The sequence below is a fragment of the Aquincola tertiaricarbonis genome (assembly GCF_000969605.1).
In the GTDB taxonomy this organism is placed as follows: Bacteria; Pseudomonadota; Gammaproteobacteria; order Burkholderiales; family Burkholderiaceae_C; genus Aquincola; species Aquincola tertiaricarbonis.
This window is the reverse complement of record NZ_JZUE01000001.1, coordinates 40,699-67,456: the sequence shown is the minus strand read 5'-3', so window position 1 is coordinate 67,456 and position 26,758 is coordinate 40,699. Positions and strand designations below refer to the sequence as shown.

Annotated in this window: 30 protein-coding genes and 1 riboswitch; of the genes, 17 read left to right on the top strand and 13 right to left on the bottom strand. The window is 71.5% G+C overall.

All coding sequences use genetic code 11. The features are described from left to right. The first annotated feature begins 6 nt into the window (after positions 1-6). Positions 7-918: a transglutaminase-like domain-containing protein gene (locus VO99_RS00415; protein WP_083440260.1), complete on the top strand. Its 912-nt coding sequence runs from the start codon at positions 7-9 to the stop codon at positions 916-918. A gap of 27 nt (positions 919-945) precedes the next feature. On the opposite strand, the gene VO99_RS00410 is transcribed toward VO99_RS00415, so the two are convergent. Next, the gene (locus VO99_RS00410) at positions 946-2,145 is read right to left on the bottom strand and encodes a YbfB/YjiJ family MFS transporter (RefSeq protein WP_083440259.1); all 1,200 of its coding nucleotides are present in this window, start codon (positions 2,143-2,145) and stop codon (positions 946-948) included. Then, a complete protein-coding gene (locus VO99_RS00405) occupies positions 2,142-2,951 on the bottom strand; it encodes an HAD-IIB family hydrolase (RefSeq protein WP_046110822.1) in 810 nt (269 codons plus the stop codon). The genes VO99_RS00410 and VO99_RS00405 overlap by 4 nt, the downstream gene beginning before the upstream one ends. 96 nt (positions 2,952-3,047) lie before the next feature. Further along, a riboswitch (S-adenosyl-L-homocysteine riboswitch) is annotated at positions 3,048-3,144 on the top strand. 78 nt (positions 3,145-3,222) lie between these two features. On the opposite strand from VO99_RS00405, the gene ahcY reads away from it, so the two are divergent. The 5 genes from ahcY (at position 3,223) to metF (ending at position 7,070) form a co-directional block, all read left to right on the top strand. Further along, entirely contained in the window at positions 3,223-4,650 is a 1,428-nt protein-coding gene (ahcY, locus tag VO99_RS00400; RefSeq protein ID WP_046110821.1) for an adenosylhomocysteinase, read from the top strand. A 68-nt stretch (positions 4,651-4,718) separates the two neighbouring features. Further along, positions 4,719-5,036, top strand: coding sequence for a FitA-like ribbon-helix-helix domain-containing protein (locus tag VO99_RS30020; RefSeq protein WP_157039382.1), 318 nt, complete (start codon positions 4,719-4,721; stop codon positions 5,034-5,036). After that, positions 5,026-5,496 carry a type II toxin-antitoxin system VapC family toxin gene (locus VO99_RS00390; protein ID WP_052736004.1) on the top strand — a complete coding sequence of 157 codons (471 nt, stop codon included), beginning with the start codon at positions 5,026-5,028 and terminating at the stop codon, positions 5,494-5,496. The genes VO99_RS30020 and VO99_RS00390 overlap by 11 nt, the downstream gene beginning before the upstream one ends. Further along, a complete protein-coding gene (locus tag VO99_RS00385; protein WP_046110820.1) occupies positions 5,486-6,220 on the top strand; it encodes a TlyA family RNA methyltransferase in 735 nt (244 codons plus the stop codon). Before VO99_RS00390 ends, VO99_RS00385 begins: the two co-directional genes overlap by 11 nt. A gap of 13 nt (positions 6,221-6,233) precedes the next feature. Beyond that, the gene (gene metF / locus VO99_RS00380) at positions 6,234-7,070 is read left to right on the top strand and encodes a methylenetetrahydrofolate reductase [NAD(P)H] (RefSeq protein ID WP_046110819.1); all 837 of its coding nucleotides are present in this window, start codon (positions 6,234-6,236) and stop codon (positions 7,068-7,070) included. Here metF and VO99_RS31130 read toward each other — a convergent pair. Together VO99_RS31130 and VO99_RS00370 are read right to left on the bottom strand one after the other, a co-directional pair. After that, entirely contained in the window at positions 7,054-7,809 is a 756-nt protein-coding gene (locus VO99_RS31130) for a choice-of-anchor Y domain-containing protein (RefSeq protein ID WP_046110818.1), read from the bottom strand. The genes metF and VO99_RS31130 overlap by 17 nt on opposite strands. Positions 7,810-7,830: 21 nt before the next feature. After that, complete coding sequence (locus tag VO99_RS00370; protein WP_046110817.1) at positions 7,831-8,433, bottom strand: 5-formyltetrahydrofolate cyclo-ligase; 603 nt, start codon at positions 8,431-8,433, stop codon at positions 7,831-7,833. Between the two features lie 66 nt (positions 8,434-8,499). On the opposite strand from VO99_RS00370, the gene VO99_RS00365 reads away from it, so the two are divergent. Beyond that, the gene (locus VO99_RS00365; protein WP_046110816.1) at positions 8,500-8,877 is read left to right on the top strand and encodes a TfoX/Sxy family protein; all 378 of its coding nucleotides are present in this window, start codon (positions 8,500-8,502) and stop codon (positions 8,875-8,877) included. Positions 8,878-8,881: 4 nt separating this feature from the next. Here VO99_RS00365 and VO99_RS00360 read toward each other — a convergent pair whose 3' ends face one another. After that, complete coding sequence (locus tag VO99_RS00360; protein WP_083440258.1) at positions 8,882-9,262, bottom strand: DUF2917 domain-containing protein; 381 nt, start codon at positions 9,260-9,262, stop codon at positions 8,882-8,884. A 95-nt stretch (positions 9,263-9,357) separates the two neighbouring features. Between VO99_RS00360 and VO99_RS00355 the strand changes: the two genes are divergently transcribed. The 4 genes from VO99_RS00355 (at position 9,358) to VO99_RS00340 (ending at position 14,750) form a co-directional block, all read left to right on the top strand. After that, entirely contained in the window at positions 9,358-10,317 is a 960-nt protein-coding gene (locus VO99_RS00355; RefSeq protein ID WP_046110815.1) for a LysR substrate-binding domain-containing protein, read from the top strand. A 150-nt stretch (positions 10,318-10,467) separates the two neighbouring features. Continuing rightward, positions 10,468-12,480 (top strand): lytic transglycosylase domain-containing protein, encoded by a 2,013-nt coding sequence (locus VO99_RS00350; protein ID WP_046110814.1) that lies wholly within the window; start codon positions 10,468-10,470, stop codon positions 12,478-12,480. 51 nt (positions 12,481-12,531) lie between these two features. Further along, complete coding sequence (locus tag VO99_RS00345; protein ID WP_046110813.1) at positions 12,532-13,485, top strand: complex I NDUFA9 subunit family protein; 954 nt, start codon at positions 12,532-12,534, stop codon at positions 13,483-13,485. Positions 13,486-13,490: 5 nt separating this feature from the next. Next, positions 13,491-14,750 carry a multifunctional CCA addition/repair protein gene (locus tag VO99_RS00340; protein WP_198156838.1) on the top strand — a complete coding sequence of 420 codons (1,260 nt, stop codon included), beginning with the start codon at positions 13,491-13,493 and terminating at the stop codon, positions 14,748-14,750. Here VO99_RS00340 and VO99_RS00335 read toward each other — a convergent pair. Together VO99_RS00335 and VO99_RS00330 are read right to left on the bottom strand one after the other, a co-directional pair. Next, a complete protein-coding gene (locus VO99_RS00335) occupies positions 14,738-14,929 on the bottom strand; it encodes a DUF2905 domain-containing protein (RefSeq protein ID WP_046110811.1) in 192 nt (63 codons plus the stop codon). The two genes, VO99_RS00340 and VO99_RS00335, sit on opposite strands and share 13 nt — an antisense overlap. Before the next feature lie 12 nt (positions 14,930-14,941). Next, entirely contained in the window at positions 14,942-16,054 is a 1,113-nt protein-coding gene (locus VO99_RS00330; protein WP_046110810.1) for a class I SAM-dependent methyltransferase, read from the bottom strand. Positions 16,055-16,071: 17 nt separating this feature from the next. Here VO99_RS00330 and VO99_RS00325 point away from each other — a divergent pair, with 17 nt between their 5' ends. The 4 genes from VO99_RS00325 to VO99_RS00310 are packed head-to-tail and all read left to right on the top strand — an operon-like array spanning position 16,072 to position 18,782. Beyond that, complete coding sequence (locus tag VO99_RS00325; protein WP_046110809.1) at positions 16,072-16,845, top strand: SDR family oxidoreductase; 774 nt, start codon at positions 16,072-16,074, stop codon at positions 16,843-16,845. A 9-nt stretch (positions 16,846-16,854) separates the two neighbouring features. Next, a complete protein-coding gene (locus tag VO99_RS00320) occupies positions 16,855-17,241 on the top strand; it encodes a dihydroneopterin aldolase (protein WP_157039381.1) in 387 nt (128 codons plus the stop codon). 10 nt (positions 17,242-17,251) lie between these two features. Next, entirely contained in the window at positions 17,252-18,163 is a 912-nt protein-coding gene (gene ttcA, locus VO99_RS00315) for a tRNA 2-thiocytidine(32) synthetase TtcA (RefSeq protein ID WP_083440257.1), read from the top strand. A gap of 16 nt (positions 18,164-18,179) precedes the next feature. Beyond that, the gene (locus VO99_RS00310) at positions 18,180-18,782 is read left to right on the top strand and encodes a DUF4136 domain-containing protein (RefSeq protein ID WP_046110806.1); all 603 of its coding nucleotides are present in this window, start codon (positions 18,180-18,182) and stop codon (positions 18,780-18,782) included. A 7-nt stretch (positions 18,783-18,789) separates the two neighbouring features. On the opposite strand, the gene VO99_RS00305 is transcribed toward VO99_RS00310, so the two are convergent. Then, positions 18,790-19,674 carry a DUF6279 family lipoprotein gene (locus tag VO99_RS00305; RefSeq protein WP_046110805.1) on the bottom strand — a complete coding sequence of 295 codons (885 nt, stop codon included), beginning with the start codon at positions 19,672-19,674 and terminating at the stop codon, positions 18,790-18,792. 19 nt (positions 19,675-19,693) lie between these two features. Between VO99_RS00305 and glmU the strand changes: the two genes are divergently transcribed. After that, positions 19,694-21,064: a bifunctional UDP-N-acetylglucosamine diphosphorylase/glucosamine-1-phosphate N-acetyltransferase GlmU gene (gene glmU / locus VO99_RS00300; RefSeq protein ID WP_046110804.1), complete on the top strand. Its 1,371-nt coding sequence runs from the start codon at positions 19,694-19,696 to the stop codon at positions 21,062-21,064. 55 nt (positions 21,065-21,119) lie between these two features. Here glmU and VO99_RS00295 read toward each other — a convergent pair whose 3' ends face one another. The 3 genes from VO99_RS00295 to tsaB are packed head-to-tail and all read right to left on the bottom strand — an operon-like array spanning position 21,120 to position 23,197. Continuing rightward, a complete protein-coding gene (locus VO99_RS00295; RefSeq protein WP_046110803.1) occupies positions 21,120-21,926 on the bottom strand; it encodes a uracil-DNA glycosylase in 807 nt (268 codons plus the stop codon). Continuing rightward, positions 21,916-22,416, bottom strand: a complete 501-nt coding sequence (rimI, locus tag VO99_RS00290; RefSeq protein WP_046110802.1) for a ribosomal protein S18-alanine N-acetyltransferase — start codon at positions 22,414-22,416, stop codon at positions 21,916-21,918. The genes VO99_RS00295 and rimI overlap by 11 nt, the downstream gene beginning before the upstream one ends. A gap of 13 nt (positions 22,417-22,429) precedes the next feature. After that, complete coding sequence (gene tsaB, locus VO99_RS00285; RefSeq protein ID WP_083440256.1) at positions 22,430-23,197, bottom strand: tRNA (adenosine(37)-N6)-threonylcarbamoyltransferase complex dimerization subunit type 1 TsaB; 768 nt, start codon at positions 23,195-23,197, stop codon at positions 22,430-22,432. A gap of 78 nt (positions 23,198-23,275) precedes the next feature. On the opposite strand from tsaB, the gene dacB reads away from it, so the two are divergent. After that, positions 23,276-24,754 (top strand): D-alanyl-D-alanine carboxypeptidase/D-alanyl-D-alanine endopeptidase, encoded by a 1,479-nt coding sequence (dacB, locus tag VO99_RS00280; RefSeq protein WP_083440255.1) that lies wholly within the window; start codon positions 23,276-23,278, stop codon positions 24,752-24,754. Positions 24,755-24,799: 45 nt separating this feature from the next. Here the strand turns inward: dacB and VO99_RS00275 are convergent, their stop codons facing one another. Both VO99_RS00275 and VO99_RS00270 read right to left on the bottom strand, forming a co-directional pair. Then, positions 24,800-25,720 carry a hypothetical protein gene (locus VO99_RS00275; protein ID WP_046110801.1) on the bottom strand — a complete coding sequence of 307 codons (921 nt, stop codon included), beginning with the start codon at positions 25,718-25,720 and terminating at the stop codon, positions 24,800-24,802. A gap of 28 nt (positions 25,721-25,748) precedes the next feature. Continuing rightward, positions 25,749-26,756 carry an L-threonylcarbamoyladenylate synthase gene (locus tag VO99_RS00270; RefSeq protein WP_046110800.1) on the bottom strand — a complete coding sequence of 336 codons (1,008 nt, stop codon included), beginning with the start codon at positions 26,754-26,756 and terminating at the stop codon, positions 25,749-25,751. Positions 26,757-26,758: the final 2 nt, after the last annotated feature.

Below are 26,758 nucleotides of genomic sequence, written 5' to 3'. Positions count from 1 at the left end.
ACCATCATGACCACCGCCACCAGGAAACGACCCGCGCCCTCCCACATCGAAGTCGCGGAACCGGCCAAGCCCAGGCGCCAGCGCGCCACCGGCCCGGGTGCCGCGCCGCCGCCCTCGCGCCGGTTCAAGATCGACTGCACGCTGGGCTACCAGCTGCAGCAGCCCACCAGCTTCCTGTTCCAGATCCATGCGCAGCACGGGCGCGACCAGCAGGTGCTGGCCGAGGCGCTGACGCTGGATCCGATGATCGACAGCCATGTGTACCCCGATCCGCTGGAGCACCACCGCTTCCTGCGGCTGCAGGCGCCGGCCGGCAACTTCACGGTGCACTATGCGGCCACGGTGCAGGTGGCGCCCCGGGTGTGGAACACCAGCGCGCCCGAGGTGCCGGTGAACGAGCTGCCCGACTGCGTGCTCCACCACCTGATGGCCACCCGCTACTGCGAGAGCGACCTGCTGGGCAATGCGGCCTTCAAGATGTTCGGCCAGCATCCGCCGGGCTACCAGCGCGTGCAGGCGATCTCCGACTGGATCCACGACAACATCGACTACAGGCCTGGCTCGTCCACCGCCACCACCACGGCGGCCGACGTCTTCCGCAGCCGGGCGGGCGTGTGCCGCGACTTCGCGCACCTGGGCGTCACCTTCTGCCGCGCGCTGAACATCCCGGCGCGGCTGGTGGTGGGCTACGCCAAGTTCGAGGAGCCGCCGCCCGACTTCCACGCGGTGTTCGAGGCCTACCTCGGCGGCGAGTGGATGATGTTCGACCCGACGCGCATGTCGCCGGTGGAGGACCTGGTGCGCATCGCCGCCGGCCGCGACGCCAAGGACGTGGCGTTCTCGACCATCTTCGGCCCGGTGCAGATGCTGAACATGGCGCCGCTCATCGAAGAGGATCGGGCACCCGGCGCCGGCTGACGCCGTCGCACCCTCCAACGTCCTGCGTCAGCCCAGCGGGCGCTGTTTCAGCGCCAGGCCTGCACCCAGGGCGAGCGCAGCGGCGGAGAGCACGAAGCCGCGAGCCAGGCCGCCCGGGCCGTCCGCCACCCAACCGGTGATGCTGGGCCCGACGATCTGCCCAGCCGCGAACACGATGGTGAAGGCGCTGATGCCCGCCGGCCAGGCCGCCGGCGGCAGGTTGTGGCGCACGAAGGCGGTGGTGGCCGCCACCACCGACAGGAACACCGCCCCGAACAGCGCGCCCGAGGCGAACACCGCCACCGGATGCGCGCTGACCACCGGCAGCATCGTGGCCGCCGCCAGCAGCCCATTGAGCAGCGCCAGCGGCTGGCCGCCGCGCCAGCGCTGCAGCAGCCCGGCCCACAGCCACGACGAGGCCACCACGCCCAGCCCCAGCAGCACGTAGAAGGCCACGATCAGCCGCGGCGCCAGTCCCTGCTCGCGCAGCAGCGTGACCACGAAGGTCATGTAGCCGATGTAGCCCAGCCCGAACATGAGGTAGCCAGCCAGCAGCCAGCCGAAGGCGGCCCAGCGCACCTGCTGCCCCCCACCCGCCGCCGATGGATGCGCCGCCAGCGTGCCGGTGGTGGCGGCGGTGATGGCGGTGCACAGCGCGGCCAGGGCGCCCAGCGCCAGCCAGGCGTGCTGCCACGCATGCGCCGCCGCGCCGCCCGCCAGCGGCGGCACCACCAGCGCGGACAGCACGATGCCCAGGCCGGTGCCGCCGTAGTACAGCCCCAGCACCAGGCCGGGCCGCGTGGCGCGCTGCGCCAGCCGCGCGGCCAGCAAGCCGCCTGCGACGAACGTGGCGGCGCTGGCCAGCCCGGTCAGGAAGCGCAGCATGAACAGCAGGCCGTCGCCCGCCACCAACCCATGCAGTGCCAGCGCCAGCGCGGCGCCCGCGCCGCCGGCCAGCAGCACATGCCGCGCGTCCCAGCGCGCCAGCGCGCGCGGCAGCAGCAGCGCGCCGGCCAGGTAGCCGGCGGCGTTCACCGTGTTCATCGCGCCGGCGGTGAAGTAGCTCCACCCCAGGTCGGCCCGCATCGGCGGCAGCAGCAGCGCGTATGAGAAGCGCGCCAGGCCGAGCGACACCGCCGCCGCCAGGGCCAGCGAGATGGCGATGCCCAGCCGCGCCGGCTGCGGCGCATCGGCGGCCGGCGCCGGGCTTGGCCGCGCGGTGCTCACCCGCGCCGGCCCTGCAGCAGCCGCTCCGCCACCTCGGCGAAGCCGGCGCCGCGCTCGCCAGCCGTGAGATACGCCGGCCAGGTGTGCAGCTCGGCCGCGAAGCGCAGCAGGTTGGCCACGCCCACGCTGAGCGCGAAGCGGCCGAACATGGCCTGGTCGTTGGTGGAGTCGCCCACGTAGATCCAGCGGTCCGCCTCGGGCGCCAGCGCGCGGCCGAACAGCCTGCGCAGCATCCACTGCGCACCGCTCCACTTGTCGTGCGCGCCGTACCAGCCATTGATGTGGATGGAGCTGACGCTGCAGTGCATGCCCTCGGCGCGCATCACCCGCACCACCTCGGCGATGGCCTCGGGCGGCAGGTGGCTGAACTCGCTGTGGTCCACGGCGATGTCGGTCACGCGGCCGGCGCTGTCGCGGGCCAACGTGGCGCCGGGCACCTCGCGCAGCACGCGGGCGGCGGCGGCCTGCAGCCGCGGCGTGTTGGCGGCGCGGGTGGCCTCGTCCTGCGCGTAGACGGTGTGCCAGCCCCTGTCATGGCGGATCAGCGCCACCGCGCCGTTCTCGGCGGCCACCGCGCGCAGCGGCCAGGTGGCGGCCAACTCGCGGCTCCAGCCCAGCGGCCGGCCGGTGATGGCGATGACAGGCATGCCGGCCGCGTCCAGCGCCTGCAGCGCGGCCAGCGCGGGCGGGTCGATGGCGCCCCCCTCGGTCAAGGTGTCGTCGATGTCGGTGAACACGCCCAGCACACCGGCCAGCGCGTCGGCCGGCGCGGCCGACCAGGGAAGTGAACTGCTTGCAACAGGCATCCGTGCAGTCTTGCACAGGCTGCCCGCGGCCAGCCTCCGTGCAAGCCCACCGGCCTTGGATCGCCTGCAGGAATTCCGCGGCTGATTACAATCCCCGCTTCCGAGGAGCGTTGCAAGGCACATCCAGTGCCCCAGGCTCGGACCCCGCCGCGGCAGGCCTGCCGCCCGCGGATTGCAACAGCGCTCACCCGCACGTGTCGTGTCCAGGGTGAGCCGGTTCCCACGCCTCCCTTGACCGCGATTCGGCGGGCCCGTTGACCTGGAGCCCCCAATGAACGCCGTTCTCAAGCCCACCCAAGACTTCGCCATCGCCGATCCGTCGCTTGCCGCCTGGGGCCGCAAGGAAATCCGGATCGCCGAGACCGAGATGCCCGGCCTGATGGCCATCCGCGAAGAATTCGCGAAGAGCCAGCCGCTGAAGGGCGCGCGCATCACCGGCTCGCTGCACATGACCATCCAGACCGCCGTGCTGGTGGAGACGCTGCAGGCCCTGGGCGCCCAGGTGCGCTGGGCCTCGTGCAACATCTTCTCCACCCAGGACCATGCCGCTGCCGCGCTGGTGGACACCGGCACGCCGGTGTTTGCGTACAAGGGCGAGTCGCTGAAGGACTACTGGGACTACACCCACCGCATCTTCGAGTTCGGCGCCAAGGGCACCGAGGGCGAAGGCCCGAACATGATCCTGGACGACGGCGGCGATGCCACGCTGCTGATGCACCTGGGCCAGAAGGCCGAGAAGGACCTGTCGGTGATCGCCAACCCGACGAGCGAGGAAGAGCGCGAGCTGTTCGCCGCCATCAAGGCCAAGATCGCCGAGGACGGCAGCTGGTACACCCGCAAGAGCGCGCAGATCATCGGCGTGACCGAAGAGACGACCACCGGCGTGCACCGCCTGAAGGAGATGAGCGCCAAGGGCACGCTGCTGTTCCGCGCCATCAACGTCAACGACTCGGTCACCAAGAGCAAGTTCGACAACCTGTACGGCTGCCGTGAATCGCTGGTGGACGGCATCAAGCGCGCGACCGACGTGATGATCGCCGGCAAGGTGGCCTGCGTGGCCGGCTACGGCGACGTGGGCAAGGGCTCGGCCCAGGCCCTGCGCGCGCTGAGCGCCCAGGTGTGGGTGACCGAGATCGACCCCATCAACGCGCTGCAGGCCGCGATGGAGGGCTACAAGGTGGTGACGATGGAATACGCCGCCGACAAGGCCGACATCTTCGTGACGACCACGGGCAACAAGGACGTCATCCGCCATGAGCACATGGCCGCGATGAAGGACCAGGCCATCGTCTGCAACATCGGCCACTTCGACAACGAGATCGACGTGGCGTCGCTCGAGCAGTACGAGTGGGAAGAGATCAAGCCGCAGGTCGACCACGTGATCTTCCCGGACGGCAAGCGGATCATCCTGCTGGCCAAGGGCCGCCTGGTGAACCTGGGCTGCGGCACCGGCCACCCGAGCTTCGTGATGAGCTCGTCCTTCGCCAACCAGACGATCGCGCAGATCGAGCTGTTCACCCGCCCCGAAGCCTACCAGTCGGGCCAGGTCTACGTGCTGCCCAAGCACCTGGACGAGAAGGTGGCCCGCCTGCACCTGAAGAAGGTCGGCGCGATGCTGACCGAGCTGACGGACGAGCAGGCCGCGTACATCGGCGTGAGCAAGCAGGGCCCGTACAAGCCGGACACCTACCGGTACTGATCGGCCCCTGACCTGCACGGCGTTCCGGAATGGCGTCAGAATGGTGCCATTCCGGATCCGGAGCTGCCATGAGCATCAACCTGTCGATCAAGGGCGTTCCCGACGCCTGGGCGCAGCGCCTGCGTGAGCGGGCCGCACAGCACCATCGCTCGCTGCAAGGCGAGCTGATGGCGCTGCTTGGCGCCGCCGTGGGAGACGAGGCAACCCCGATGCCGGTGCAGTCGACCCGGATGCCTGCCGTGCGGTCGGCCGGCCTCGCCGCACGGCCGCTGTCGGTGGCTGAGGCAGCGCAGCGGGCGCGGGGCCGTTTCGGCGCCGATCCCGTGGCCAGCGGCCGCTCGACAGACATCCTGCGCGCCTTGCGCGACGAAGCTGATGGCCGGTGAGCCTGCGCCGCGGGCACTGCTGGTGGCCGAACCGCCGCCCGCCTACCTGGCCCAGCCGCCCGCCGTGGTGGACGCCAGCCTGATCTGCGCGCTGCTGTTCGACGAGCCCGAGGCCGAGCAGGCCCGTGCCGCGGCCGGCGGCTATGCCTTGCATGCGCCTTCGCTGATCGATTGGGAAGTGACCAGCGTCGCCGTCACCAAGATGCGCCGCGGCGCGGCGCCCGAAGCGGCCAGTGAGGCCTTGGCCGACCTGGCGCGGCTGGCTCTGCAGCGTGCGGAGGTCGACTTCACCGTGGTGGCGGCACTCGCCACCCGTTATGCGCTGTCGGCCTACGACGCGGGCTACCTCGCCCTGGCCGATGCGCTGCGCTGCCCGCTGCTCACCTTCGACCGCCGGCTGGGCGAGGCGGCGCAACGCCACCTCGCCTCGCTCGACCGGGAAGCCGACGATGCGCGCTGACCTGCTGATCGTTCAACTCGGCCTGGCGCCGACGCGTTCCGCGGCGCAGCGCTTGATCGAACGCGGGGCCGTTCGGATGCAGGGGGCCCAGGGCCGCGTGCTGCGCAAGTCGGGCGAAGACCTGGCGCCGGGCAGCGTGCTGGAGGTGACCGACGACGCCGAGCTGCGCTGGGTGTCGCGCGGCGGGCTCAAGCTGGAAGGCGCGCTGCAGCACACCGGGCTGGACCCGTCGGGCCGCGACTGCCTGGACGTGGGCCAGAGCACCGGCGGCTTCACCGACGTGCTGCTGTCACGCGGCGCGGCGCGCGTGGTGGGCATCGACGTGGGCCATGGCCAGCTGCATCCGCGGCTGCGCAGCGACCCGCGGGTGCAGGCGCTGGAAGGCGTCAACGCGCGGCACGTGGAGGCCTCGCTCGGCCGCTTCGGCCTCATCGTCGGCGACCTGTCGTTCATCTCGCTGACGCTGGTGCTGCCGGCCATCGCTGCGCTGCTGCAGCCCGGCGCCGGCGAGCTGCTGATGCTGGTCAAGCCGCAGTTCGAGCTGCAGCCGGAGCACATCGGCAAGGGCGGGCTGGTGAAGAGCGCGGCGTCGTATCCGGTGGTGGAGCAGCGCCTGCGCCAGGCCTGCGAAGCCCAAGGCCTGCAGGTGGCCGACTACTTTGAAAGCCCGATCGCCGGCGGCGACGGCAACACCGAATTCTTCGTGCATGCACGAAGCACCTAGCGAGACACCGACCATGAACACCGTGCCGATCAGCTTCGAGTTCTTTCCCCCCAATACGCCGGTGGGCGACGACAAGCTCAAGACCGTGGTGCAGGACCTGGGCGCGCTGAAGCCCGAGTTCTTCAGCGTGACCTACGGCGCCGGCGGCGCCACGCGCGACAAGACGCTGGCCACCGTGAGCGCCATCGCGGCCGCGGGCTTCGAAGCCGCGCCGCACCTGTCCTGCGTGGGTTCCACCCGCGAAGGCATCGCGCAGATCCTGGCCACCTACCGCGCGCAGAACATCCGCCGCATCGTGGCGCTGCGCGGCGACCTGCCCAGCGGCACCGCCACCGCGGGCGAGTTCCGCTATGCCTCGGAGCTGGTGCGCTTCATCCGCGAGACGCAGGGCGCCGACTGGGAGATCGAGGTGGCGGCCTACCCCGAATACCACCCCGAGCAGCGCTATGCCGCGCGCGACCTGCAGCACTACGCCGACAAGGTCAAGGCCGGGGCCAGTGCGTCCATCACGCAGTTCTTCTTCAACCCCGACGCCTACTTCCACTTCGTGGAGCAGACGCGCAAGCTGGGCGCCGAAGTGCCGGTGGTGCCGGGCATCATGCCCTTCCACAACTTCGCGAAGATCGCGCAGTTCGCGCAGCGCGACGGCATCGAGATCCCGCGCTGGGTGGCGATGAAGATGGAAGGCTTCATGGACGACGCAGCCTCGATCCGCGCCTTCGGCCTGGACGTGATCACCGCGCTGTGCGAGCGGCTGATCGCCGGCGGCGCGCCGGGCATCCACTTCTACACGATGAACCAGAGCGCGCTGACCCTGGAGCTGTGCAGGCGGCTCAGGCTCGGCGCCTGAAGCGGCCGGCGCCGGCCACCGCGCCCAGGCCGGCCAGCATCAGCGCCCAGGTGCCCGGCTCGGGCACCGCGCTGACCGACACGGCCCCCAGCGCCACCGCGGCGCTGCTGCGCGAGCTGTTGTCGCCGAAGAACACGACATTGGCCATGTTGTACGGCGAGCCCCCGGCTGCGTAGTTCTGCAGCGTGCCGCTGAACAGCGCCTGGCCACCGGCGCTGAGGCTGTAGCCGCCGCCCTGCACCACCAGGCGGTAGTCGGTCATCGCGGCCGTGGTGTCGAAAGCGGCACCGGCGCCCTGCACGAAGCGGTCCGGGTCGGCCGCATCGAAGCTCGGAACCCACACCCGGTTGTCCCAGAACGAAAGCTCCACCGACTGCGCCGGGTTGCTGGCCACCAGCAGCAGCGAAAAGCCGGCGCGATTGGCGCTGGCGTGGCTTTCGGACAGCAGCTTCAGCGAGAAGTCGACCGCATAGCCGCTGGTGGCGTCCAGCGCCACCGGGCTGAAGCGCGCGTTGCCGAAGGCCACGACGCCCGCGCCGGTGGAGTCGATCGTGAGCACGCCGCCGGCCACCGACTGGCTGCCCGCCACCGCACCTGCGGTGCTGCTGGTGAACCAACCCTGCGCGCTGGGCAGCGTACCGGCGGCCGCGTCGTACAGCACCACGGCGCGCGCGGCCGGCGTGGCGGCCAGCAGGGTCAGGGCCAACAGGGTGGCCGCGGTCGGGATCGGCAGCTTCATCGCATCACTCCTGCATCGGGTTCAGGCGCCGTCGGCGTCCACATCGGTGACCACGCCGTCCTCGTTCAGCATGGCGTCCAGCGGCACGTCGTGGGGCTCGGGCGTCAGCCAGGGCAGGTAGCCGTGGGCATAGCCTACGCCCACGGTGTACGGCTTGGGCTCGATCGCGGCCAGCGTGCGGTCGTAGAAGCCGCCGCCATAACCCAGCCGCAGGCCCTTGGGGCCGTAGCCCACGCAGGGCACCAGCAGCATCTGCGGCTGGAACTGCTCGGTGTCCTTGGGCTTCGGGATGCCGAAGGCGTCTTCCTCCATCGGGCAGCCGGGGTACCAGACATGGAAGCGCAGCTGCTTGGTCTCGCGGTCGATCACCGGCAGGCCGATGCGGCGCTCGGGGGCGCCCTCGGTCCAGCGGAACAGCGCCGGCAGTGCATCGAACTCGCCCTTGATGGGCCAGTAGGCGCCGATCGTCTGCTCCTTGCGGCCCACCAGCCACACCCGCAGCACCTGCTGCAGGTGCATCGCACGCTCATGCCGGTCGATCATCGACAGCCGCTCGGCCTGCAACTGTCGGCGCAGCAGCTTCTTGTCACGGGGCGGGTCGAGGCTGAAGTCGGACGGCTGCATGGCGGCGTGCTCTGGCGGCGGTGGAAATGCGCGATTGTGGCCGCGCCCGGCGCCTAGACTCGGCCCATGCGCAGCACCGCCCCGCTCGACCCCTTCGTCGCCCATTGCGTGGAGCTGATGGCTCCCCTGGGCAGCGTGCGCAGCAAGCGCATGTTCGGCGGCCATGGGCTGTACCTGGACGAGCACTTCATCGCCATCCTCACCCACGAGCGGCTGTACCTGAAGACGGATGCCGACACGCAGCCGCGGTTCGAGGCCGCGGGCTGCGAGCCCTTTGTGTACGACGGGGGCGGCAAGCGGGTGCAGATGGGCTTCTGGACGGTGCCGCCCGAGGCGCTGGAATCACCGGCGCTGATGACGCCGTGGGCCCGCCTGGCGCTGCAGGCGGCGCTGGCCAAGGCGAAGGCGCGGGCGGGCGCGCCGCCCCGGCCCCGCGCCCGCTGATGCCTCAGCCGGCGCAGGTGGCCGCGGGCGCGCCCCACTGCAGCGAGCGGCGCACACCTTCCAGCGTGCCGCCGGCCCGCTGCCAGGCGCTGCGACCGGGCACGCTGCGCGGTGCCGGCGCTTCCAGCAGCTGGAACGCCGCATGGCCGCGACCCTCCACCACCGCTTCCATGCCTGCACCCAGCGCAAAGCCTTGACCCGGCTGCAGCCACACGTCGCCGCCGGCATCCTCCGGCGCGTCGGTCAGCGTGAGCCACAGCTGGCCTTGTGTCACCGCGATCCAGCGGGCGTGGCTGGCGGCCGGGATCCGGCGTGCGGTGCCCGCGGGCAGGGCCACCGTCCAAGCGGCAGCAGCTTGCTGAAAGCTCATCAATTGAGTGCTCATGACATACTCCGGTGGAGGTGGAATGAGGGTAATTCTGGTAGCTTGAGCACCGGAAGTCGAATGATGAGTTGCGGGGTGATTGATGCGCTTCGGTCATGAATAGAGTGCGCCAGCGGCCGCTCGGCGTGGGGCCGCTGCGGGCTTTCGAGGCGGTGGCCCGCCGGCTGAGCTTCAGCGGCGCGGCCGAGGAGCTGCACCTCACCCAATCCGCCATCAGCCGGCAGATCCGCGCGCTGGAGGAAGAGCTGGGCGCGGTGCTCTTCCTGCGCGGCACGCGGCATGTGGAGCTCACCGGCACCGGCGCGACGCTGCTGCGCACGGTGGCGCCGCTGCTCGACCGGCTGGACGCGACGGTGCGGCAGATCCGCGTCACCACGGGCCGGCGGCATGTGAGCGTCACCACCTTCGCCTCCTTCGCCTCGCTGTGGCTAATCCCGCGGCTGCACTCCTTCCAGCGCCTGCATCCGGACATCGACATCCGCATCTCCGCCTCCGACGTGGTGATGGAGATGGACGACCCCGAGCTGGACATCGCCCTGCGTTACTGCCATCCGAAGGACGCGCCGCCCGGCGCCACCAAGCTGTTCGGCGAGGTGCTGACGCCGGTGGTCGGCCATTCGCTGGCGGAGCAGGCCCAGCGCGGCCTGGCACCGCCGCTGGGCGAGCCCGCCGACCTGGCCCGCCACACGCTGCTGGAGGAGGACGACCCGCGCCCCAGCGCCGAATTCCTCACCTGGCGCTACTGGCTGGCCCGCCGTGGCCTGCCCAACCAGGAACCGCTGCGCTGGCTGTACCTCAACTACACACACCAGCAGATCCAGGCCGCCCTGGCCGGCCAGGGCGTCGCGCTGGCCCGGCTGGCGCTGGTGCAGGAATCGCTGCAGCGCGGCGAGCTGGTGGAGCCCTTCGGCGAAGCCGGCCGCGAGCGATCGCCCTTCACCTACTGGCTGGCGCACAGCCAGGCGGCCATGCAGCGCCCGGAGCTCCGGCCCTTCATCGACTGGGTGATCGAGCAGGCGCGCGAGACGCGCCGGGCGGTGGGCGAGCCGGACTGAGCCGCCTTCGCGGCCGTGCTGCGTCAACCGGTGCCGCAACCGCTGCGCTACATTCAAATGCAACTGCCGCCATCCCGTGTCCGGGGTGTCTGCACCCGCCTTCCAGCCCTGACGCCGCCCACCGCCGCGCCACCCCATCACCGCCCGCCCATGCCCAAGCCCCGCCTTCTCGCCGCCCTCACCGGCCTGGCCACCGCCCTGTTGTTGACCGCGTGCGCCCCGGTGGTGCAAGCCCAGGGCGCCGACGGCCTGGTGCTGGAAGCGCGGGAAGCCGCCCGCAAGCGCGATCGCGTGCGCCTGCAGGCGCTGCGCGACGCCGCCCAGTCCACCCGCCATCCGCTGGCATCCTGGGTGGACTACTGGGAGATGGGCAGCCGCCTGGTGGAGCTGCAGCAGGCCGACCTGGACGCCTTCTATGCCCGCTGGCCCGGCAGCTACGTGGAAGACCGGCTGCGCAACGACTGGCTGCTGGAGCTGGGCCGCCGGCGCGACTGGGCCAACCTGTCGCGCGACTTCCCGCGCTTTCGCATGAACGACGACCGCCAGGTGACCTGCTACGCGCTGCTGGCGGCCCACCTGCAGGGCCAGCCGGTGCGCGACGCCGCCCTGCCCGCCTGGCGCGCCCAGCGCGACATGGACGACGGCTGCGCGCTGATGGCCAGCACGCTGTTCGAGGCCAAGGTGTTCACCAAGGAAGACGTGTGGACCCGCATCCGCGATGCGGCGGAATACAACAAGCCCGCCGCCGCCCGCTCGGCCGCCGCGCTGCTGGGCCCGCAGACGGCCACCGCCATCGCCGAGGCCTTCTCCTCGCCCGCCAAGCCGCTGGGCCGCAAGTCGGTGGTGATGGGCCATGACACCGCCGAGGTGACCGCCGTGGCCCTGGTGCGCATGGCCGCCGACGATCCCGACAACGCCGTGGCGATGCTGCGCGCCCGTTGGGGCCGGCTGCTGCCGCAGGGCCAGGCCGGCTGGGTGTGGTCGCAGGTGGGCCGCAACTATGCGCAGCGCCTGCAGCCCGATGCGGTCACCGCCTTTGCCGAAGCCTTCGGCCAGCGCGAGCAGAAGCCCCGCGCCGGCGACTCGCAGTGGACCAACGAGACCCTGTCCTGGGCGGTTCGCGCCGCCATCCGATACCCGGCCGCCGAGCGCTGGGCGATGGCCGCCCAGGCGGTGGACGAGATGGGCGTGGAGGAACAGGCCGACGCCAGCTGGCAATACTGGAAGGCGCGCGCGCTGAAGGCCACCGCGGTGGAAGGCCCGCGCGGCGACAACCAGCGCCGGGAGGCCGAGCAGATCCTGCAGGCCATCGCCTCGCCGCTGACCTTCTACGGCCAGCTGGCCACCGAGGACCTGGGTCGCACGCTGGCGCTGCCGCCGGCGCCCGCGCCGCTCAGCGCCGACGAGAAGGCCGCCGCCCGCAACCATCCCGGCCTGCAGCGCGCGCTGCAGCTCATCGGCCTGGGCCTGCGCGGCGAAGGCGTGCGCGAATGGAACTTCAGCCTGCGCGGCATGAGCGACCGCGAGCTGCTGGCCGCCGCCCAGTGGGCCTGCGAGCGCGAGGTGTGGGACCGCTGCATCAACACCAGCGACCGCACCCGCAACGAGATCGACCTCGACCAGCGCTATCCCACGCCGCTGCGGCAGAACGTGCTGGCCGCGGCCAATGCCATCGGCCTGGACCCGGGCTACGTCTACGGCCTGATCCGCCAGGAGTCGCGCTTCATCATGGATGCGCGCTCCCATGTGGGCGCCTCCGGCCTGATGCAGATCATGCCGGCCACCGCCCGCTGGACGGCCAAGAAGATCGGCCTGGACTACAGCCAGGACATGATCACCGACCGCGACACCAACCTGAAGCTGGGCACCGCCTACCTCAAGCTGGTGCTGGACGACTTCGGCGGCTCGCAGGCCATGGCCGCGGCGGCCTACAACGCAGGCCCCGGCCGCCCGCGCCGCTGGCGCGAAGGCGCCACCAGCGAGGCCGCGGCCTGGGCCGAGAACATCCCGTTCAACGAGACGCGCGACTACGTGAAGAAGGTGCTGTCCAACGCCACCGTCTACAGCGCGCTGATCACGGGCAAGCCGCCCGCGCTGAAGCCGCGCCTGGGCGGGCCCATCGGCCCGCGCACCGGCGGCAGCGGCGACCGCGACCTGCCCTGAGCCGCGCCCATTCCCTCATCCAGCAGTTCCTATCTCCGGAGAACACAACCCATGCGCAACATCCTCGTGCTCGGCGGTACCGGCTTCGTCGGCCGTGCGGTGGCCGAGCGGCTGGTGCGCCGCAGTGGCGGTGCGGGTGGCCGCATCCTGGTGCCCACCCGCCGCTTCTACCGCGGCAACTGGCTACGCTCGCTGCCCACGGTGGAAGTGGTGCAGGCCGACGTCAACCACCCGCAGCAGCTGGCCCGCCTGGTGGCCGGCTGCGACGCGGTGATCAACCTCGTGGCGATCCTGCACGGCAGCGAGGAGGCCTTTCGCCGCACCCATGCCGAGCTGCCACGCCACATCGCCGAAAGCTGCCGTGCGGCCGGCGTACGCCGGGTGCTGCATGTGAGCGCGCTGGGCGCGGCCAGCGATGCGCCTTCGCGCTACCTGCGCAGCAAGGCCGCCGGCGAGGCGGTGCTGGGATCGTCGGGCCTGGACGTCACCATCCTGCGGCCGTCGGTGCTGTTCGGTGCCGAGGACCGCTTCCTGAACATGTTCGCCGGTCTGCAGTCAATATTCCCGCTGATGCCGCTGGCCGGTGCCGACGCGAAGTTCCAGCCCTGCTGGGTGGACGACGTGGCCGAGGCCCTGGTGCGCTGCCTGGACCGGCCCGAGACCATCGGCCAGACCTACGAATGCGCCGGCCCCACCGTCTACACGCTCAAGCAGCTGGTGCAGCTGGCCGGCCAGTGGTCGGGCCACCGGCGGCCGGTGATCGGCCTGCCCGGCCCGCTGGGCCGGCTGCAGGCGGGCGTGATGTCGCTGATGCCGGGCGAGCCGCTGATGTCGGGCGACAACCTCGACTCGATGAAGGTGCCCAACGTGGCCACCGGCAAGCTGCCGGGGCTGCAGGCGCTGGGCATCACGCCCGCGCCGCTGGAGCAGGTGGCGCCGGGCTACCTGGGCCGCCGCCAGGGCATCGCCCGGCTCGATCCGCTGCGCGCCTGCGCACGCCGTTGACGGCGATGCGGGTGTATTGCGTGGGCGGCGCGGTGCGCGACCGCCTGCTGCGCGAGCAGGCCGGCCAGCACCAGGCACCGCACGCCGGCGATCGCGACTGGGTGGTGGTAGGCGCCACCGCCGAGCAGCTGGGTGCGCTGGGCTACGTGCCAGTGGGCCGCGACTTCCCCGTCTTCCTGCATCCGCACACGCGCGAGGAATATGCGCTGGCCCGCACCGAGCGCAAGTCGGCGCCCGGCTACCGCGGCTTCGTCATGCATGCCGATCCCTCGGTCACGCTGGAGCAGGACCTGCAGCGCCGCGACCTGACGGTCAATGCCATCGCCGAGGCCGAGGACGGCACGCTGATCGACCCCTACGGCGGCCAGCGCGACCTGCAGGCCAAGGTGCTGCGCCATGTGTCCGAGGCCTTCGAGGAAGACCCGGTGCGCATCCTGCGGCTGGCCCGCTTCCTGGCCCGCTGGCCTGATTTCAGCGTGGCCCCCGAGACGCTGGCCCTGTGCCGCCGCATGGTGGATGCCGGCGAGGTGGACGCCCTCGTGCCCGAGCGCGTGTGGCAGGAGCTGTCGCGCGGGCTGATGGAGCCGCAGCCCAGCCGCATGTTCGGCCTGCTGCGTGATTGCGGTGCGCTGGCGCGGCTGCTGCCAGAGCTGGACCGCCTGTGGGGCGTGCCGCAGCCGCCGCAGCACCATCCCGAGGTGGACACCGGCCTGCATGTCATGCTGGTGCTGGACACCGCCGCTGCGCTGCGCGCACCCCTGCCGGTGCGCTGGGCCTGCCTGGTGCACGACCTGGGCAAGGGCACCACGCGGCCGGACGACTGGCCGCGCCACATCGCGCATGAAGCCCGCAGCGTGAAGCTCGCCGCCGCGGTGGCCGACCGGCTTCGGGTGCCGGTGGAATGCCGCGAGCTGGCGCAGCTGGTGGCCGGCGAGCACGGCAACATCCACCGCAGCATGGAGTTCGGCGCCAGGGCGCTGATGCGGCTGCTGGAACGCTGCGACGCGCTGCGCCGGCCACAGCGCTTCGAGCAGGCGCTGCTGGCCTGCGAATGCGACGCCCGCGGCCGCACGGGCCTGGAAGACCGGCCCTATCCGCAGCGTGAACGGCTGCTGGCCGCGCTGCACACCGTGCAGGCGGTGGACGTGAAGCAGGTGGCGGCCGAGGCCGTGGCGCGCGGCGTGCAGGGCCCGGGCATCGGCAGCGCGATCGCCGAGGCACGGCAGGCGGCGCTGGAGGCCTGGGCCGGCGCTCAGATGAAGTAGCCGACGCCCATCGCGATCAGGCTCAGCACCAGGCTGCTGGCCACCGGCAGGTACCACTCGCGGCCGAAGAGGATGAAGCGGAAGTCGCCCGGCAGCTTGCCCAGGCCGATGCGCGCCAGCCAGTGCTGCAGGCCGTTGAACAGCAGGCAGGCGATGAGGAAGACCAGCAGCCAGCGCATGCGGCGCGGCGCCTACAGCCGGTGCGAGCGATCGCCCGCCGAAAAGCCGATGGCGTCGAACGGCGCGCCCTTGGCGAAGCCGATCACCTTGAACAGCTCGCCCATCTCGTGCTCGGCCACCAGCTTCTGGCCGGCCGACAAGGCCCGCAGGTCGCCCGCGGCCTGGGCGTCGCCGAGCAGCTGCGCCAGCCCGCAGTTGAGCAGGAAGCGGCCCTGGGAGGTGTAGCCCAGCACCTCCAGCCCGGCGTCCTGTCCGGCCAGTGCCACGCCGGTGAAATTGACGTGGGCGGTGATGTCCTTCAGGCCGGGGTCGGCCAGCGGATCGGTGTCCGCGCGGTGCAGGCGGTGGCACATCAGCGTGCCGCCGATGCGCTGGGGCAGGTAGAACTCATCCTCCGGAAAGCCGTAGTCGATGAGGAACACCGCGCCGCGCTGCAGCCGCTGCGCCAACGTGCGCACGAAGGCCTCGGCCTGCGGATGGATCTCCACCGTGGTGCCGGACACGAAGGCCGCTTCCACTGGCGGGCGCAGCGCGGTGTCGCGGTCGGCGAAGCTGAGCGCGCCGTCGGCATCCAGCGTCACGCCGCGCTCCCACCAGCGCTGGCCGTCGAAGTGCAGCAGCTGCACCGGCATCGCATCCAGCACCTCGTTGCCGACCACCACGCCCTGCATCTGCGCGGGCAGCTCGGCCACCCACTGCACCCGGTCGCCGAAGGCGGCCAGCCGCGCCTGCTGCCGCGCCCGCAGGCTGCCCGACAGGTCGACGATGGTGTAACGCTGCACCCGATCGCCCAGCGCCTGCAGCAGCGATTCCGCCAGCGCGCCGGAGCCGGCGCCGAATTCCCACAAGGCATCGGTGCCGGTCTCGTCCAGCGCCTGGCGGAGCTGGGCGGCGAGCGCGCGGCCGAACAGCGGCGTCATCTCGGGCGCGGTGACGAAGTCGCTGCCCGAGGACGGCATGGCACCGAACTTCACGCTGCCGTTGGCGTAGTAGCCCAGGCCCGGCGTGTACAGCACCGCGGCCATGTAGCGGTCGAAGGGCAGCCACCCGCCGGCGCGGCCGATGTCCTCGCGCAGGTGGGCCAGCAGCTCGCTCGATACACTGGCGGGTTCAACTTCGTGCATGCCGCATTCTAGGAACCATGCTCACGCGCCGCGTCGTACTCGTCACCGGAGCGGCCCGGCGCATCGGCCGCAGCATCGCATTGCACCTGGCGCAGCAGGGCTTCGACATCGCGCTGCACTGCCACCATGCCAACGATGAAGCCCATGCCACCGCCGCCGAACTGCAGGCCGCAGGCGCCCGCGTGGCGGTGCTGCCGGCCGACCTCACCGACGAAGCCGCCTGCCGCGTGCTGCTGCCGCAGGCCGTTCAGCAGCTGGGCCGGGTGGACGCGGTGGTGAACAACGCTTCGCTGTTCGAGCATGACGACGTGGCCAGCTTCAGCCATGCCGCGATGGAGCGCCACTGGCGCGCCAACACCGCCGCGCCCATCCTGCTGGCGCAGGCGCTGCATGCGCACCTGGGCCAGCGCGAGGACGACGCCACGCCGGCTGGCTGCGTGGTGAACCTGCTGGACCAGAAGCTGTGGAACCCCAACCCCGACCACCTGTCGTACACGCTGAGCAAGGCCGCGCTGGAAAGCGCCACCACGCTGCTGGCGATGGCGCTGGCGCCGCAGGTGCGCGTGGTGGGCGTGGCACCGGGCGTGACGCTGCCGTCGGGGCCGATGAACGAAGCCGAGTTCCAGCGCGCGCACCGCATGACGCCGCTGCAGCGCTCCTCCACCCCCGAGGACGTGGCGCGCACCGTGCGCTTCGTGCTCGATTCCCCCGCCATCACCGGGACCACGATCCTGGTCGATGGCGGCCAGCATCTCGCCGCGCAGCCGCGCGACGTCTACTTTCTCGCCTGAATGGCCGCCATGAACCTCCTGCATCCCGAGCTGGCCGACTGCCGCCGCCTTTTCCTGCGCGACTACGAGGTGTGGATCAACATCGGCGTGCATGACTTCGAGAAGCGCGGCGAGCAGCGCGTGGTCATCAACGTCGACCTGTTCGTGCCGCTGGCGCAGTCCACCCCCACCACCGACGAGCTGCACGAGGTGGTGGACTACGACTTCATCCGCCGCACCGTGGCCGAGCGCGTGCAGCAGGGCCACATCCACCTGCAGGAGACGCTGGCCGACGACGTGCTGAAGGCCATGCTGGCCAACCCCCGCGTGCGTGCCGCGCGCGTGTCCACCGAAAAGCCCGACGTGTACCCCGACTGCGACGCGGTCGGCATCGAAGTGTTCGGCATCAAGCGTTGAAAGAACTGCCATGAGCGACATCGCCACCGCCCCCGAGACCGACCGCAAGGCCGCCTTCGAGGCCAACAAGCTCTCCAAGCGCTTGCATAGACAAGTGGGCCAGGCCATCGCCGACTTCAACATGATCGAAGCCGGCGACAAGGTGATGGTCTGCGTGTCCGGCGGCAAGGACAGCTATGCCCTGCTCGACATCCTGATCAACCTGCGCAAGCGTGCGCCGGTGCCCTTCGAGCTGGTGGCGGTCAACCTCGACCAGAAGCAGCCGGGCTTCCCCGAGCATGTGCTGCCGCAGTACCTGGGCACGCTGGACGTGCCCTTCCGCATCGAGGAGCAGGACACCTACTCCATCGTCAAGCGGCTGATCCCCGAGGGCCAGACCATGTGCTCGCTGTGCTCGCGGCTGCGGCGCGGCATCCTGTACCGCGTGGCCAGCGAGCTGGGCGCCACCAAGGTGGCCCTGGGCCATCACCGCGACGACATGGTGGTCACCCTGCTGATGAACATGTTCTTCGGCAGCCGCATGAAGGGCATGCCGCCCAAGCTGGTGAGCGACGACGGCAAGCACGTGGTCATCCGGCCGCTGGCCTACGTGGCCGAGACCGACCTCGAGCGCTATGCGGTGCAGCGCGCCTTCCCCATCATCCCCTGCACGCTGTGCGGCAACCAGGAAGGCCTGCAACGGGCGCAGATCAAGTCGATGATCCGCGACTGGGACCGCCTGTACCCCGGCCGCATCGACAACATGTTCACCGCCATGGGCAACATCGTGCCTTCGCACATGATGGACCGGAAGCTGTACCCTTTCACCACGCTCCAGGCCACCGGCATGGCCGACCCCATGGGCGACAAGGCATTCGACGAAGACGAGGACCCCTGCGGCACGCCGGCCACCTCGGTGGTGAAGCTGCACCCGGGGGCCTGACGAAGGAACCCCTGTCATGAACTCACTGTCCCCCCTGCGTTGGGCCGCCGCCGGTGCCGCGGCGCTGGCGCTGGGCGGCTGCGCATCGCTCAACACCCTGAGCAGCGACGTGCGCAGCTACGGCACTTGGCCCACAGGCCGCGCCCCCGGCACCTATGTGTTCGAGCGCCTGCCCTCGCAGGCCTCGCAGCCGGAGCAGCAGGCCGCGCTCGAGGAAGCCGCCCGGCCCGCCGTGGAGATGGCCGGCTTCAAGCCGGCACCCGATGCGGCGCGGGCCGACGTCAGCATCCAGCTTGGCGCGCGCATCACCCGCTACGAGACCTCGCCCTGGGACGACCCGATGTGGTGGAACTGGGGCTATGGCTACGGCCGCTATGGCGGCTGGCGCCCCGGCTTCGGCCTGGGCTACCGCTTCGACAACCCGCGCTACGAGCGCGAGGTGGCGGTGCTGATCCGCGACCGCGCCACCGGCGCGCCGCTGTACGAGACGCGCGCGGTCAACGACAGCCTGATCGGCGCCGACGGCGAATCGCTGTCGCTGATGTTCGAGGCGGCACTGAAGGACTTTCCCACCCCGGCCGTGAGCCCGCGCCGGGTGGTGGTGCCGGTCAGCCGGTAGGCGCGCTTCAACCGCTGGCGGCCGCGGCCGCCAGCGCCCGCGCATCCGACTCCCAGCCACGCAGCTTGTCGCGGGCATGGCGTCGCTGCTCGGGCGTGGTGCTGTTGTGCAGCTCGGCCATCCAGGCGCAGTTGTAGTCGACCAGCTTGCGCTGGTAGGCCGCATAGGCCGGGCGCGGCGAGCGCATCCAGCGGCCCATCAAGGCCTTGACCTCGGCCTGCGCGGCCGCTGCCGGCTGGGTGCGGCCCTCGGCGGTGAGGGTGCGCAGCGTCTGCAGCGTGTCGCGCTGGCGGGCCAGGCGTTCCTGCTGCCACAGCTCCGCGTCGTAGGGTGAAGCGGCCAGGGCCTTGGCCACGCGCTCGCGCTGGGCGGCATCCAGCCGGCCATAGAGCTTTTCCAGCCGCTCGACGGTGCGCTCCTGCAGCTCTTCCAGGCGCTCGGCCGGATCGGGCTGCAGGTATTCCTCGCGAAATTCCTTGTTGTTGCGCTCGTAGCGCTTCTCGATGTGGCGCAGCTGTTGCGGCCGCAGCGTCACGGCCAGCTCCGCAGCGGGTGCCACCGCCTGCATCAGCGCGGCCTCGGCGCGCTGGCGCAGCTCCGGCTCCCAGCGGCAGAGCGCGGCGCCGGTGGTGTTGTCCATCGCCTGCGCCTGCATGCGGGCCAGCATGCCCGCGTACTCCGGCAGCTGCGTGCTGCGATGCCAGCGGAACCAAGCGTCGATGGCGTCACGGGTGCGCGGGCCCTGCTCGTCGTCCAGGTCGGCATAGCTGTTGATCCACCAGGAGGTCCAGCCCGGCGCCTGGTTGTAGGCCAACTGCACCACGGCGCAGCCGGTGAGGGCGAGTGCCAGCAGGCTGGCACCGATAATCCGCGACCACTTACGCCACGGCATCACAGAGCACGGTTCACGCATGACTCTCCACATCGTCATCATGGCTGCGGGCAAGGGCACCCGCATGAAATCCGATCGGCCCAAGGTATTGCACACCCTGGCCGGACGCAGCCTGCTGCAGCGCGTGCTCGACACCACCGCCACGCTGCAGGCCGAACATACGCTCGTGATCGTCGGTCATGGCGCCGACCAGGTGCAAAAGGCAATTGATGTGCCCGCCGTGCGCATGGTCAAGCAGGAACCGCAGCTGGGCACCGGCCACGCCATCCAGCAGGTGGTGCCCGAGCTGCCCGACGAAGGCACCACGCTGATCCTCAACGGCGACGTGCCGCTGATCCGCGCCGAGACAGCCCGCGCGCTGGCGGAGGCCTGCGGCGGCCAGCGGCTGGCGCTGCTGACGGTGACGCTGGCCGACGCCACCGGCTATGGCCGCATCGTGCGGTCGGCCGATGGCGGCAGCGTGCAGGCCATCGTCGAGCACAAGGACGCCACGCCCGCGCAGCGCGAGATCCGCGAGGTGTACACCGGCATGATGGCCGCGCCCACCGCCTGGCTGAAGCGTGCGGTGATGGCGCTGGACAACCAGAACGCGCAGCGCGAGTACTACCTGACCGACATCGTGAAGATGGCCGTAGCGCAGGGCGTGCCGGTGGTGGCGTCGGCCGCGGCGGCCGAGATCGAGGTGCGCGGCATCAACAGCCCGCGAGAGCTGGCGCAGCTGGAGCGGCTGCACCAGGCGGCGCAGGCCGATGCGCTGATGGAAGCCGGTGTGCGCCTGGCCGACCCCGCGCGCATCGACGTGCGCGGCACGCTGCACTGCGGCCGCGATGTGGAGATCGACGTCAACTGCATCTTCGAGGGCGAGGTGACGCTGGGCGACGGCGTGCGCATCGGCGCGAACTGCGTGATCCGCAGCGCCCGCATCGAGGCCGACGCGGTGATCCACCCCTTCACGCACGTCGAGCAGGCCCAGGTGGGTCCGGGCTCGCTGATCGGCCCCTATGCGCGGCTGCGGCCGGGCGCGGTGCTGGGCACCGAGGTGCACATCGGCAACTTCGTGGAAGTGAAGAACTCGACGCTGGCCCATGGCGCCAAGGCCAACCACCTGGCCTACCTGGGCGACAGCACCGTGGGCGAGCGGGTGAACTTCGGCGCCGGCTCCATCACCGCCAACTATGACGGCGTGAACAAGCACCGCACCGTCATCGGCAACGACGTGCACGTGGGCAGCAACTGCGTGCTGGTGGCCCCGGTGACCCTGGGCGACGGCGCCACCATCGGCGGCGGCTCCACCATCGCCAAGGACGCGCCGGCCGGGCAGCTGAGCGTCTCGCGCGCGCGTCAGCTCACGGTGCCGGGCTGGAAGCGCCCGGCCAAGCTGCCGAAATAGGCCGCCGGCGGCCGGGCGGCAGCGGCGAACGCGCCCCCTTGCGGGGCCGCGAGCGTCAGCGAGCTTGGGGGCCCCGTTCCATCACCTCGGCGGCCAGGCAAAGGTCGTCCCAGGAGCGCGCCTTGTCCATCGGCTGGCGCAGCAGGTAGGCCGGGTGATAGGTGACCACCAGCGGCACGCCCTGGTACTGGTGCACCTGCCCGCGCAGCTTGCCGATGGGCTCGTTGCTGCGCAGCAGCGACTGCACCGCGAAGCGCCCCATCGCCAGGATGACCTTGGGCTGCACCAGGGCGATCTGGCGCTGCAGGTAGGGCTCGCAGCGGGCGAGTTCCTCCGGCTCCGGGTTGCGGTTGCGCGGCGGCCGGCACTTCAGCGTGTTGGCGATGAACACCTGGCGTTCGGGCGGCGCCTCCTCGCGCGTGAGGCCCAGGGCCATCAGCATGCTGTCGAGCAGCTGGCCGGCCGGTCCGACGAAGGGTTCGCCGCGCAGGTCCTCCTGCTCGCCGGGCGCCTCGCCGATGATCATCCAGTGCGCCCGCGTGTGGCCCACGCCGAAGACGGTGTGGCGCCGCGATTCGCACAGCGCGCAGGCGGTGCAGCCGGCCACCATCTCGCGCAGCGGCTCCCAGTCGAGCGTGTCGATGGCGGACGGCGTGCGCATCGGTGGCTCGGCGGATGCCGGGCGTGGCGGGCGGGCGATGGTCGGCACGGGCGGGGGCGCGTCGGCCACCGGCGACTGCGGCGGGTCCGATGCCATGGGCTCGTCCTGCAGCAGCACATCCGCCGGCGCGGCCTGCGGCGGCTGCACGAACACGCGCACGCCCATTTCGGCCAGCATGGCCCGCTGGCGTTCAGTCCACATCGCGCGGCTCCACGGCCAGGGCCATGACGAAGGCGTCCTCCCGCTGGCCATGCGGCGCGGGGTAGTAGCCCTTGCGCTGGCCGATGTGCAGGAAGCCGGCGCGCTCGTACATCAGCCGCGCGCCGTCGTTGCTGGTGCGCACCTCCAGCAGCAGCGTGGGCAGGCCGGCGGCACGCACCTGGGCCACCACCTCGTCGAGCAGCGCCTGGCCATGGCCGCGGCGCTGCCAGCGCGGCGCCACGGTGATGTTGAGCAGGTGCACCTCGTCCACGCCCTGCATGGCCACGCTGTAGCCGATCAGCTCGCCATCGGCCGCCTGCAGCACGGTGGCGCTGTAGCCGGCGGCCAGCGAGTCGATGAAGTTGCCGCGCGACCACGGGAAGGCGTAGGCCTGCTGCTCGATGGCGGCCACGGCGTCCAGCAGGGGCACCGTCATCGGGCGGAACTGCAGCGGTGCTTGCGGCTCGGCGGCCTGGAGGCGTGCGCTCATCGCGGGGCTTTCCTCATGCCAGGGCGGCCTTGGCGGCCTCGCGCTCGGCCGTGGTCTGCGCCACCTTGTCGCGCAGGTACAGCGGCAGGGCCAGCGCCGGGTCGATGGCCTCGCTGGCATGCCAGGCCTGCAGTGCCAGCCGCAGCAGCGCAGCGGCGCGGTCGTGTTCGGCCGGCACGCAGGTGGCGCCGGTGGTGGGCAGCTGGTCGGCGAAAGCCACCAGCGCCGAGCCGGCGATGCAGGCGGGCGGCTGGTCCCGCCACTGCGCGGCCAGCAGCGCCAGCGGCCACAAGGCGGGCGGCTGCACCGTGTGCCAGCGGCCATCGGCCCAGCGGTAGGTGGCGGCGTAAACCTCGTTCATGCGCGCATCCATCGCCACGGTGATGGTGTCGGGCGCGCTGCTGCCGAGCTGCGCGCGGGCATCGTCGGCCACGATGGCCAGGCTGTCGATCGGCAGCACCGGCCTGGCCGCACCCAGCGCCAGGCCCTGCGCCACCGCGCAGGCGGTGCGCAGGCCGGTGAAGGCGCCGGGGCCGCGGCCGAAGGCGATGGCATCCATCGCACCGATGCGCGTGCCCAGCCGCGCCAGCAGCACCTGCACTGCCGGCAGCAGCCGGGCGGAGGCGAGCGCGCCGCCCGGCTCGTCCAGCCCGGACTGGCGGCCGGCGGCCTGCGCGGCCACGGCCAGGCGTTCGGTGGAGGTGTCGATGGCCAGCAGGGCAGGCGAGGCGGCGGTGGCCTCGGCGTGCGGGGGGCACGCGGTGATGGGCGACGACGACATGGCGCCCAGTGTAGGTGAACCCCCCGTGGCGCCCGGCACCGCGGGGGCACTCGCCGGGGTGCGTGCGATGATCCCCGCATGCCTTCCCAAACGCCCTGCCCGCGCCGATCCGCAGCGCCCGCGCGGGCCTGGCTGGTAGCCTGCTGGCTCGTGCTGGGGGCGCCGGCCCTGGCGCAGTCTTCGGCCGTGCTGCCACCCGAAGCCGCTGCCGTGCTGCAGCGTGAACGCATTCCGGCCGAGGCGCTGTCGGTGGTCATCGAGGAGGTGGGTCCGCCGCCCACGCCGCAGCCACGCCTGCGCTGGCAGGCGGAGCGGGCGGTGAACCCGGCCTCGCTCACCAAGCTGCTTACCACCTACGCCGCGCTGGACCTGCTGGGCCCGGCCTGGGCCTGGCAGACGCCGGTGTGGATCAACGGCGAGGTGCAGGACGGCGTCCTGACGGGCTCGCTCATCCTGCAGGGCCGGGGTGACCCCAAGCTGGTGCTGGAACGCCTGTGGCTGCTGCTGCGGCGGGTGCAGCAAGCCGGCGTGCGCGAGATCCGCGGCGACATCGTGCTGGACAACGAAGCCTTCGCGCCGCCGCGCATGCAGCCGGCCGACTTCGACAACGAGCCGCTGCGACCCTACAACGTGCGGGCCGATGCGCTGCTGCTGAACCAGAAGACGGTGAACTACCGCTTCGTGCCCGACCCGCCGCGCGGCGTGGTACGCATCACCGCCGAGCCCGCGCTGGCGGGCACCCGCGTGCAGGCCGAGGCGCCGCTGGCCACCACCGGCGCCTGCGGCGACTGGCGCGCCGCCCTCAAGCCGCGCTTCGACGAGCCGGCGCAGGTGCGCTTCGAGGGCCGCTACCCCGCGGCCTGCGGCGAGCGCCAGTGGCCGGTGGCGGACCCCGCGCCCGAGACGTATGCGGCCCGGCTGGTCGCCCAGCTGTGGGCCGAGGCGGGTGGCCGCCTGACCGGCAGCGTGCGCCATGGCCCGGCGCCCAGCGCCACGCCGCCCTCCTTCGTGTTCGAGTCGCCGCCGCTGGCCGAGGTGGTGCGCGACATCAACAAGTTCAGCAACAACACGATGGCGCAGCAGCTCTTCCTCACGCTGGGGCTGGAGCGCGGCGGCCAGGGCACGCCCGAGGCCGCGCGGCTGGTGCTGCAGCGCTGGATGGCCGAGCGCCTGCGGGTGGACGCCACGCCGATGGGCGAGCTGCTGATCGACAACGGCTCGGGCCTCTCGCGCGAGACACGGCTGACGGCGGATGTCCTTGCAAGGCTGCTGCAGGCGGCCTGGCGCAGCCCGGTGATGCCCGACCTGGTGGCTTCGCTGCCGGCCTCGGCCACCGACGGCACGCTGCGCCGCTCCCAGGTGGCGGCCGGTCGCGCGCACCTGAAGACCGGTTCGCTGCGCGACGTGGCCGGCGTGGCCGGTTACGTGCTGGGCGACAGCGGCCGGCGCTACCTGCTGGTGGCCATCGTCAACCATCCGAACGCCGCCGCCGCGCGGCCCGCCTTCGATGCGCTGGTGCAGTGGACGCTGCGCGACGCCTCCGCGGCCACGCCATGAAAAAGGGCCGCTGACGCGGCCCTCTTGATCCAGCCGGCGTGCCGGTCAGAACGGGTTGTTGTTCGAGCGGTAGTAGGCCAGGTCGCCCAGGCGGTCGTGGAACTCGATGCCGGGGCGGATGTCGTCAGCCCACAGGAATTCGGTGACGGGGTCGCTTTGGGTAACGGCGTCGATGACGGATTCCGTGGTGCAGTCGGGCAGCGCATTTTTGCAGACCGCGGTGTCGACGTTGCTCAGGCTGTAGCTGCCGGGGTAGCGCACCATCTGCTGGATTTCGATATCACCGAACACTAGGCCGATCATGCGGCCGTCCTGGATCAGCGCCAGACGCATCGCCAGGTTGTATGCGGCGACGAGTTCGGTGAGTACGGCCCGGCGTTCAGCCGATTGAGTCTTGAACCGCGGTGCCAATCCCAGGTCGGGGATGGTCACCACCTGCACACGAGGACCTGCCTTGGCGATCGAGTTGATCAGCTCGCCCCAATGCGTGCCGCGTGCCTTCAATTCGGCCAGGAGCGCGGCCTTGTTGTTGCCGTCATACAGCGCGTACTGCTCCAGCACGTCGTGCGTACCCACCATCACGGTAGCCAGATCGTCGTCGGTGAAGGTGCTGCTGATCTCCGTGATCTGCCGCGCAAAGTCTTCCACCTTGGCATTGGCGGTGGCCTTCATCACGCCGTTGTCGGCCGCGCCGGCCACCCGGCAGCCTGGGAACGACAGCCCGAACTCGGCCGCCACGATCTGCGTCCACACCGGGTAGGTGCGGCATTCCTGGTCGGTGGTGTCGGTGGTGGGGGCGAGATTGACGCTGTACTTCTTGCCGTCGGCGGTGACCAGGCTCTGCTCATCGCCAAACGCGATGATGCGCTTGGGCTTGAACTCGTCCACCTGCCCGCCACCGCACGCGGACAGCAGCGCGGCCACGGCCAGGGCAGCAGCGCCGCGCCATACAAACTTGAAATTCATCGGTTCTCCGTTGAGAAGGGTGCGGGATTCATTCGGCCGCGGCCCGTTGCAGGCGGTCGCGCACGCCGTCCCATTCGGGCCCGGGTGGCGGTTGTTCCACCCAGATCAGCGAGACGCCGGCGGCGTCCAGTTCGCGCAGCGTCGCAAACAGCTGCTGCGCGGCGCGGGCGGCGTCGTCCGGCATGCGCCGGTGAAGCACGGCAGCGGTGCCGGCGGGCACGGTGCGGGAATATACCGCCAGCGTTTTGCCGCCCGGTGTGCGGGTGTTGCCGGCCTTGGCGGCCTGGCCGAACACCTGCAGCGCATCGCGCAGCGCCGCCGCCGGCATGAGCCGAACCTTGGCCTGCGGTGCGTAGTGCGATGCCAGCGTGCCCGAGGCGCGCGGCGCCGCCGCATCAGGCGCATGAAGGGGCTGGCCGGCAGCCGCCTCGATCTCCGCCGCCGTGAGCATGCCGGGGCGCAGCAGCACCGGCATGCCGCGGGAGCAATCGACGATGGCCGACTCGATGCCCACGCCGCAGGCGCCGCCGTCCAGCACCGTCATGTCGTCGCCGAACTCCGCAAGCACATGCTCGGCCGTGGTGGGGCTGACGCGGCCGAAGCGGTTGGCGCTGGGCGCGGCCACGCCACGCACGCCCTGCGCCGCCGCGGCCCGCAACAGCGCCTGGGCCACCGGATGCGCCGGGCAGCGCAGGCCCACCGTGGGCTGGCCGCCCGCGGCCGTGGCGGCGATGCCCTCGGCACGCGGCACGATCACCGTCAGCGGCCCGGGCCAGAAGCGCTCGGCCAGGCGCTGCGCCAGCGGCGGCCAGTGCCCTGCAAAGGCGGCGGCGCCGGCCACGTCGGCCACATGCACGATCAGCGGATGGCCGGTGGGCCGGCCCTTGGCCGCGAAGATGCGCGCGGCAGCCTCGTCCACGTCGGCCCGGGCGCCCAGGCCGTACACCGTCTCGGTGGGAAAGGCCACCAGCTCGCCAGCGGCCAGTCGCTGCGCCGCGGCCTCGATGGCCCCTGGTGCCTGCGCGTCCAGTCGCATCA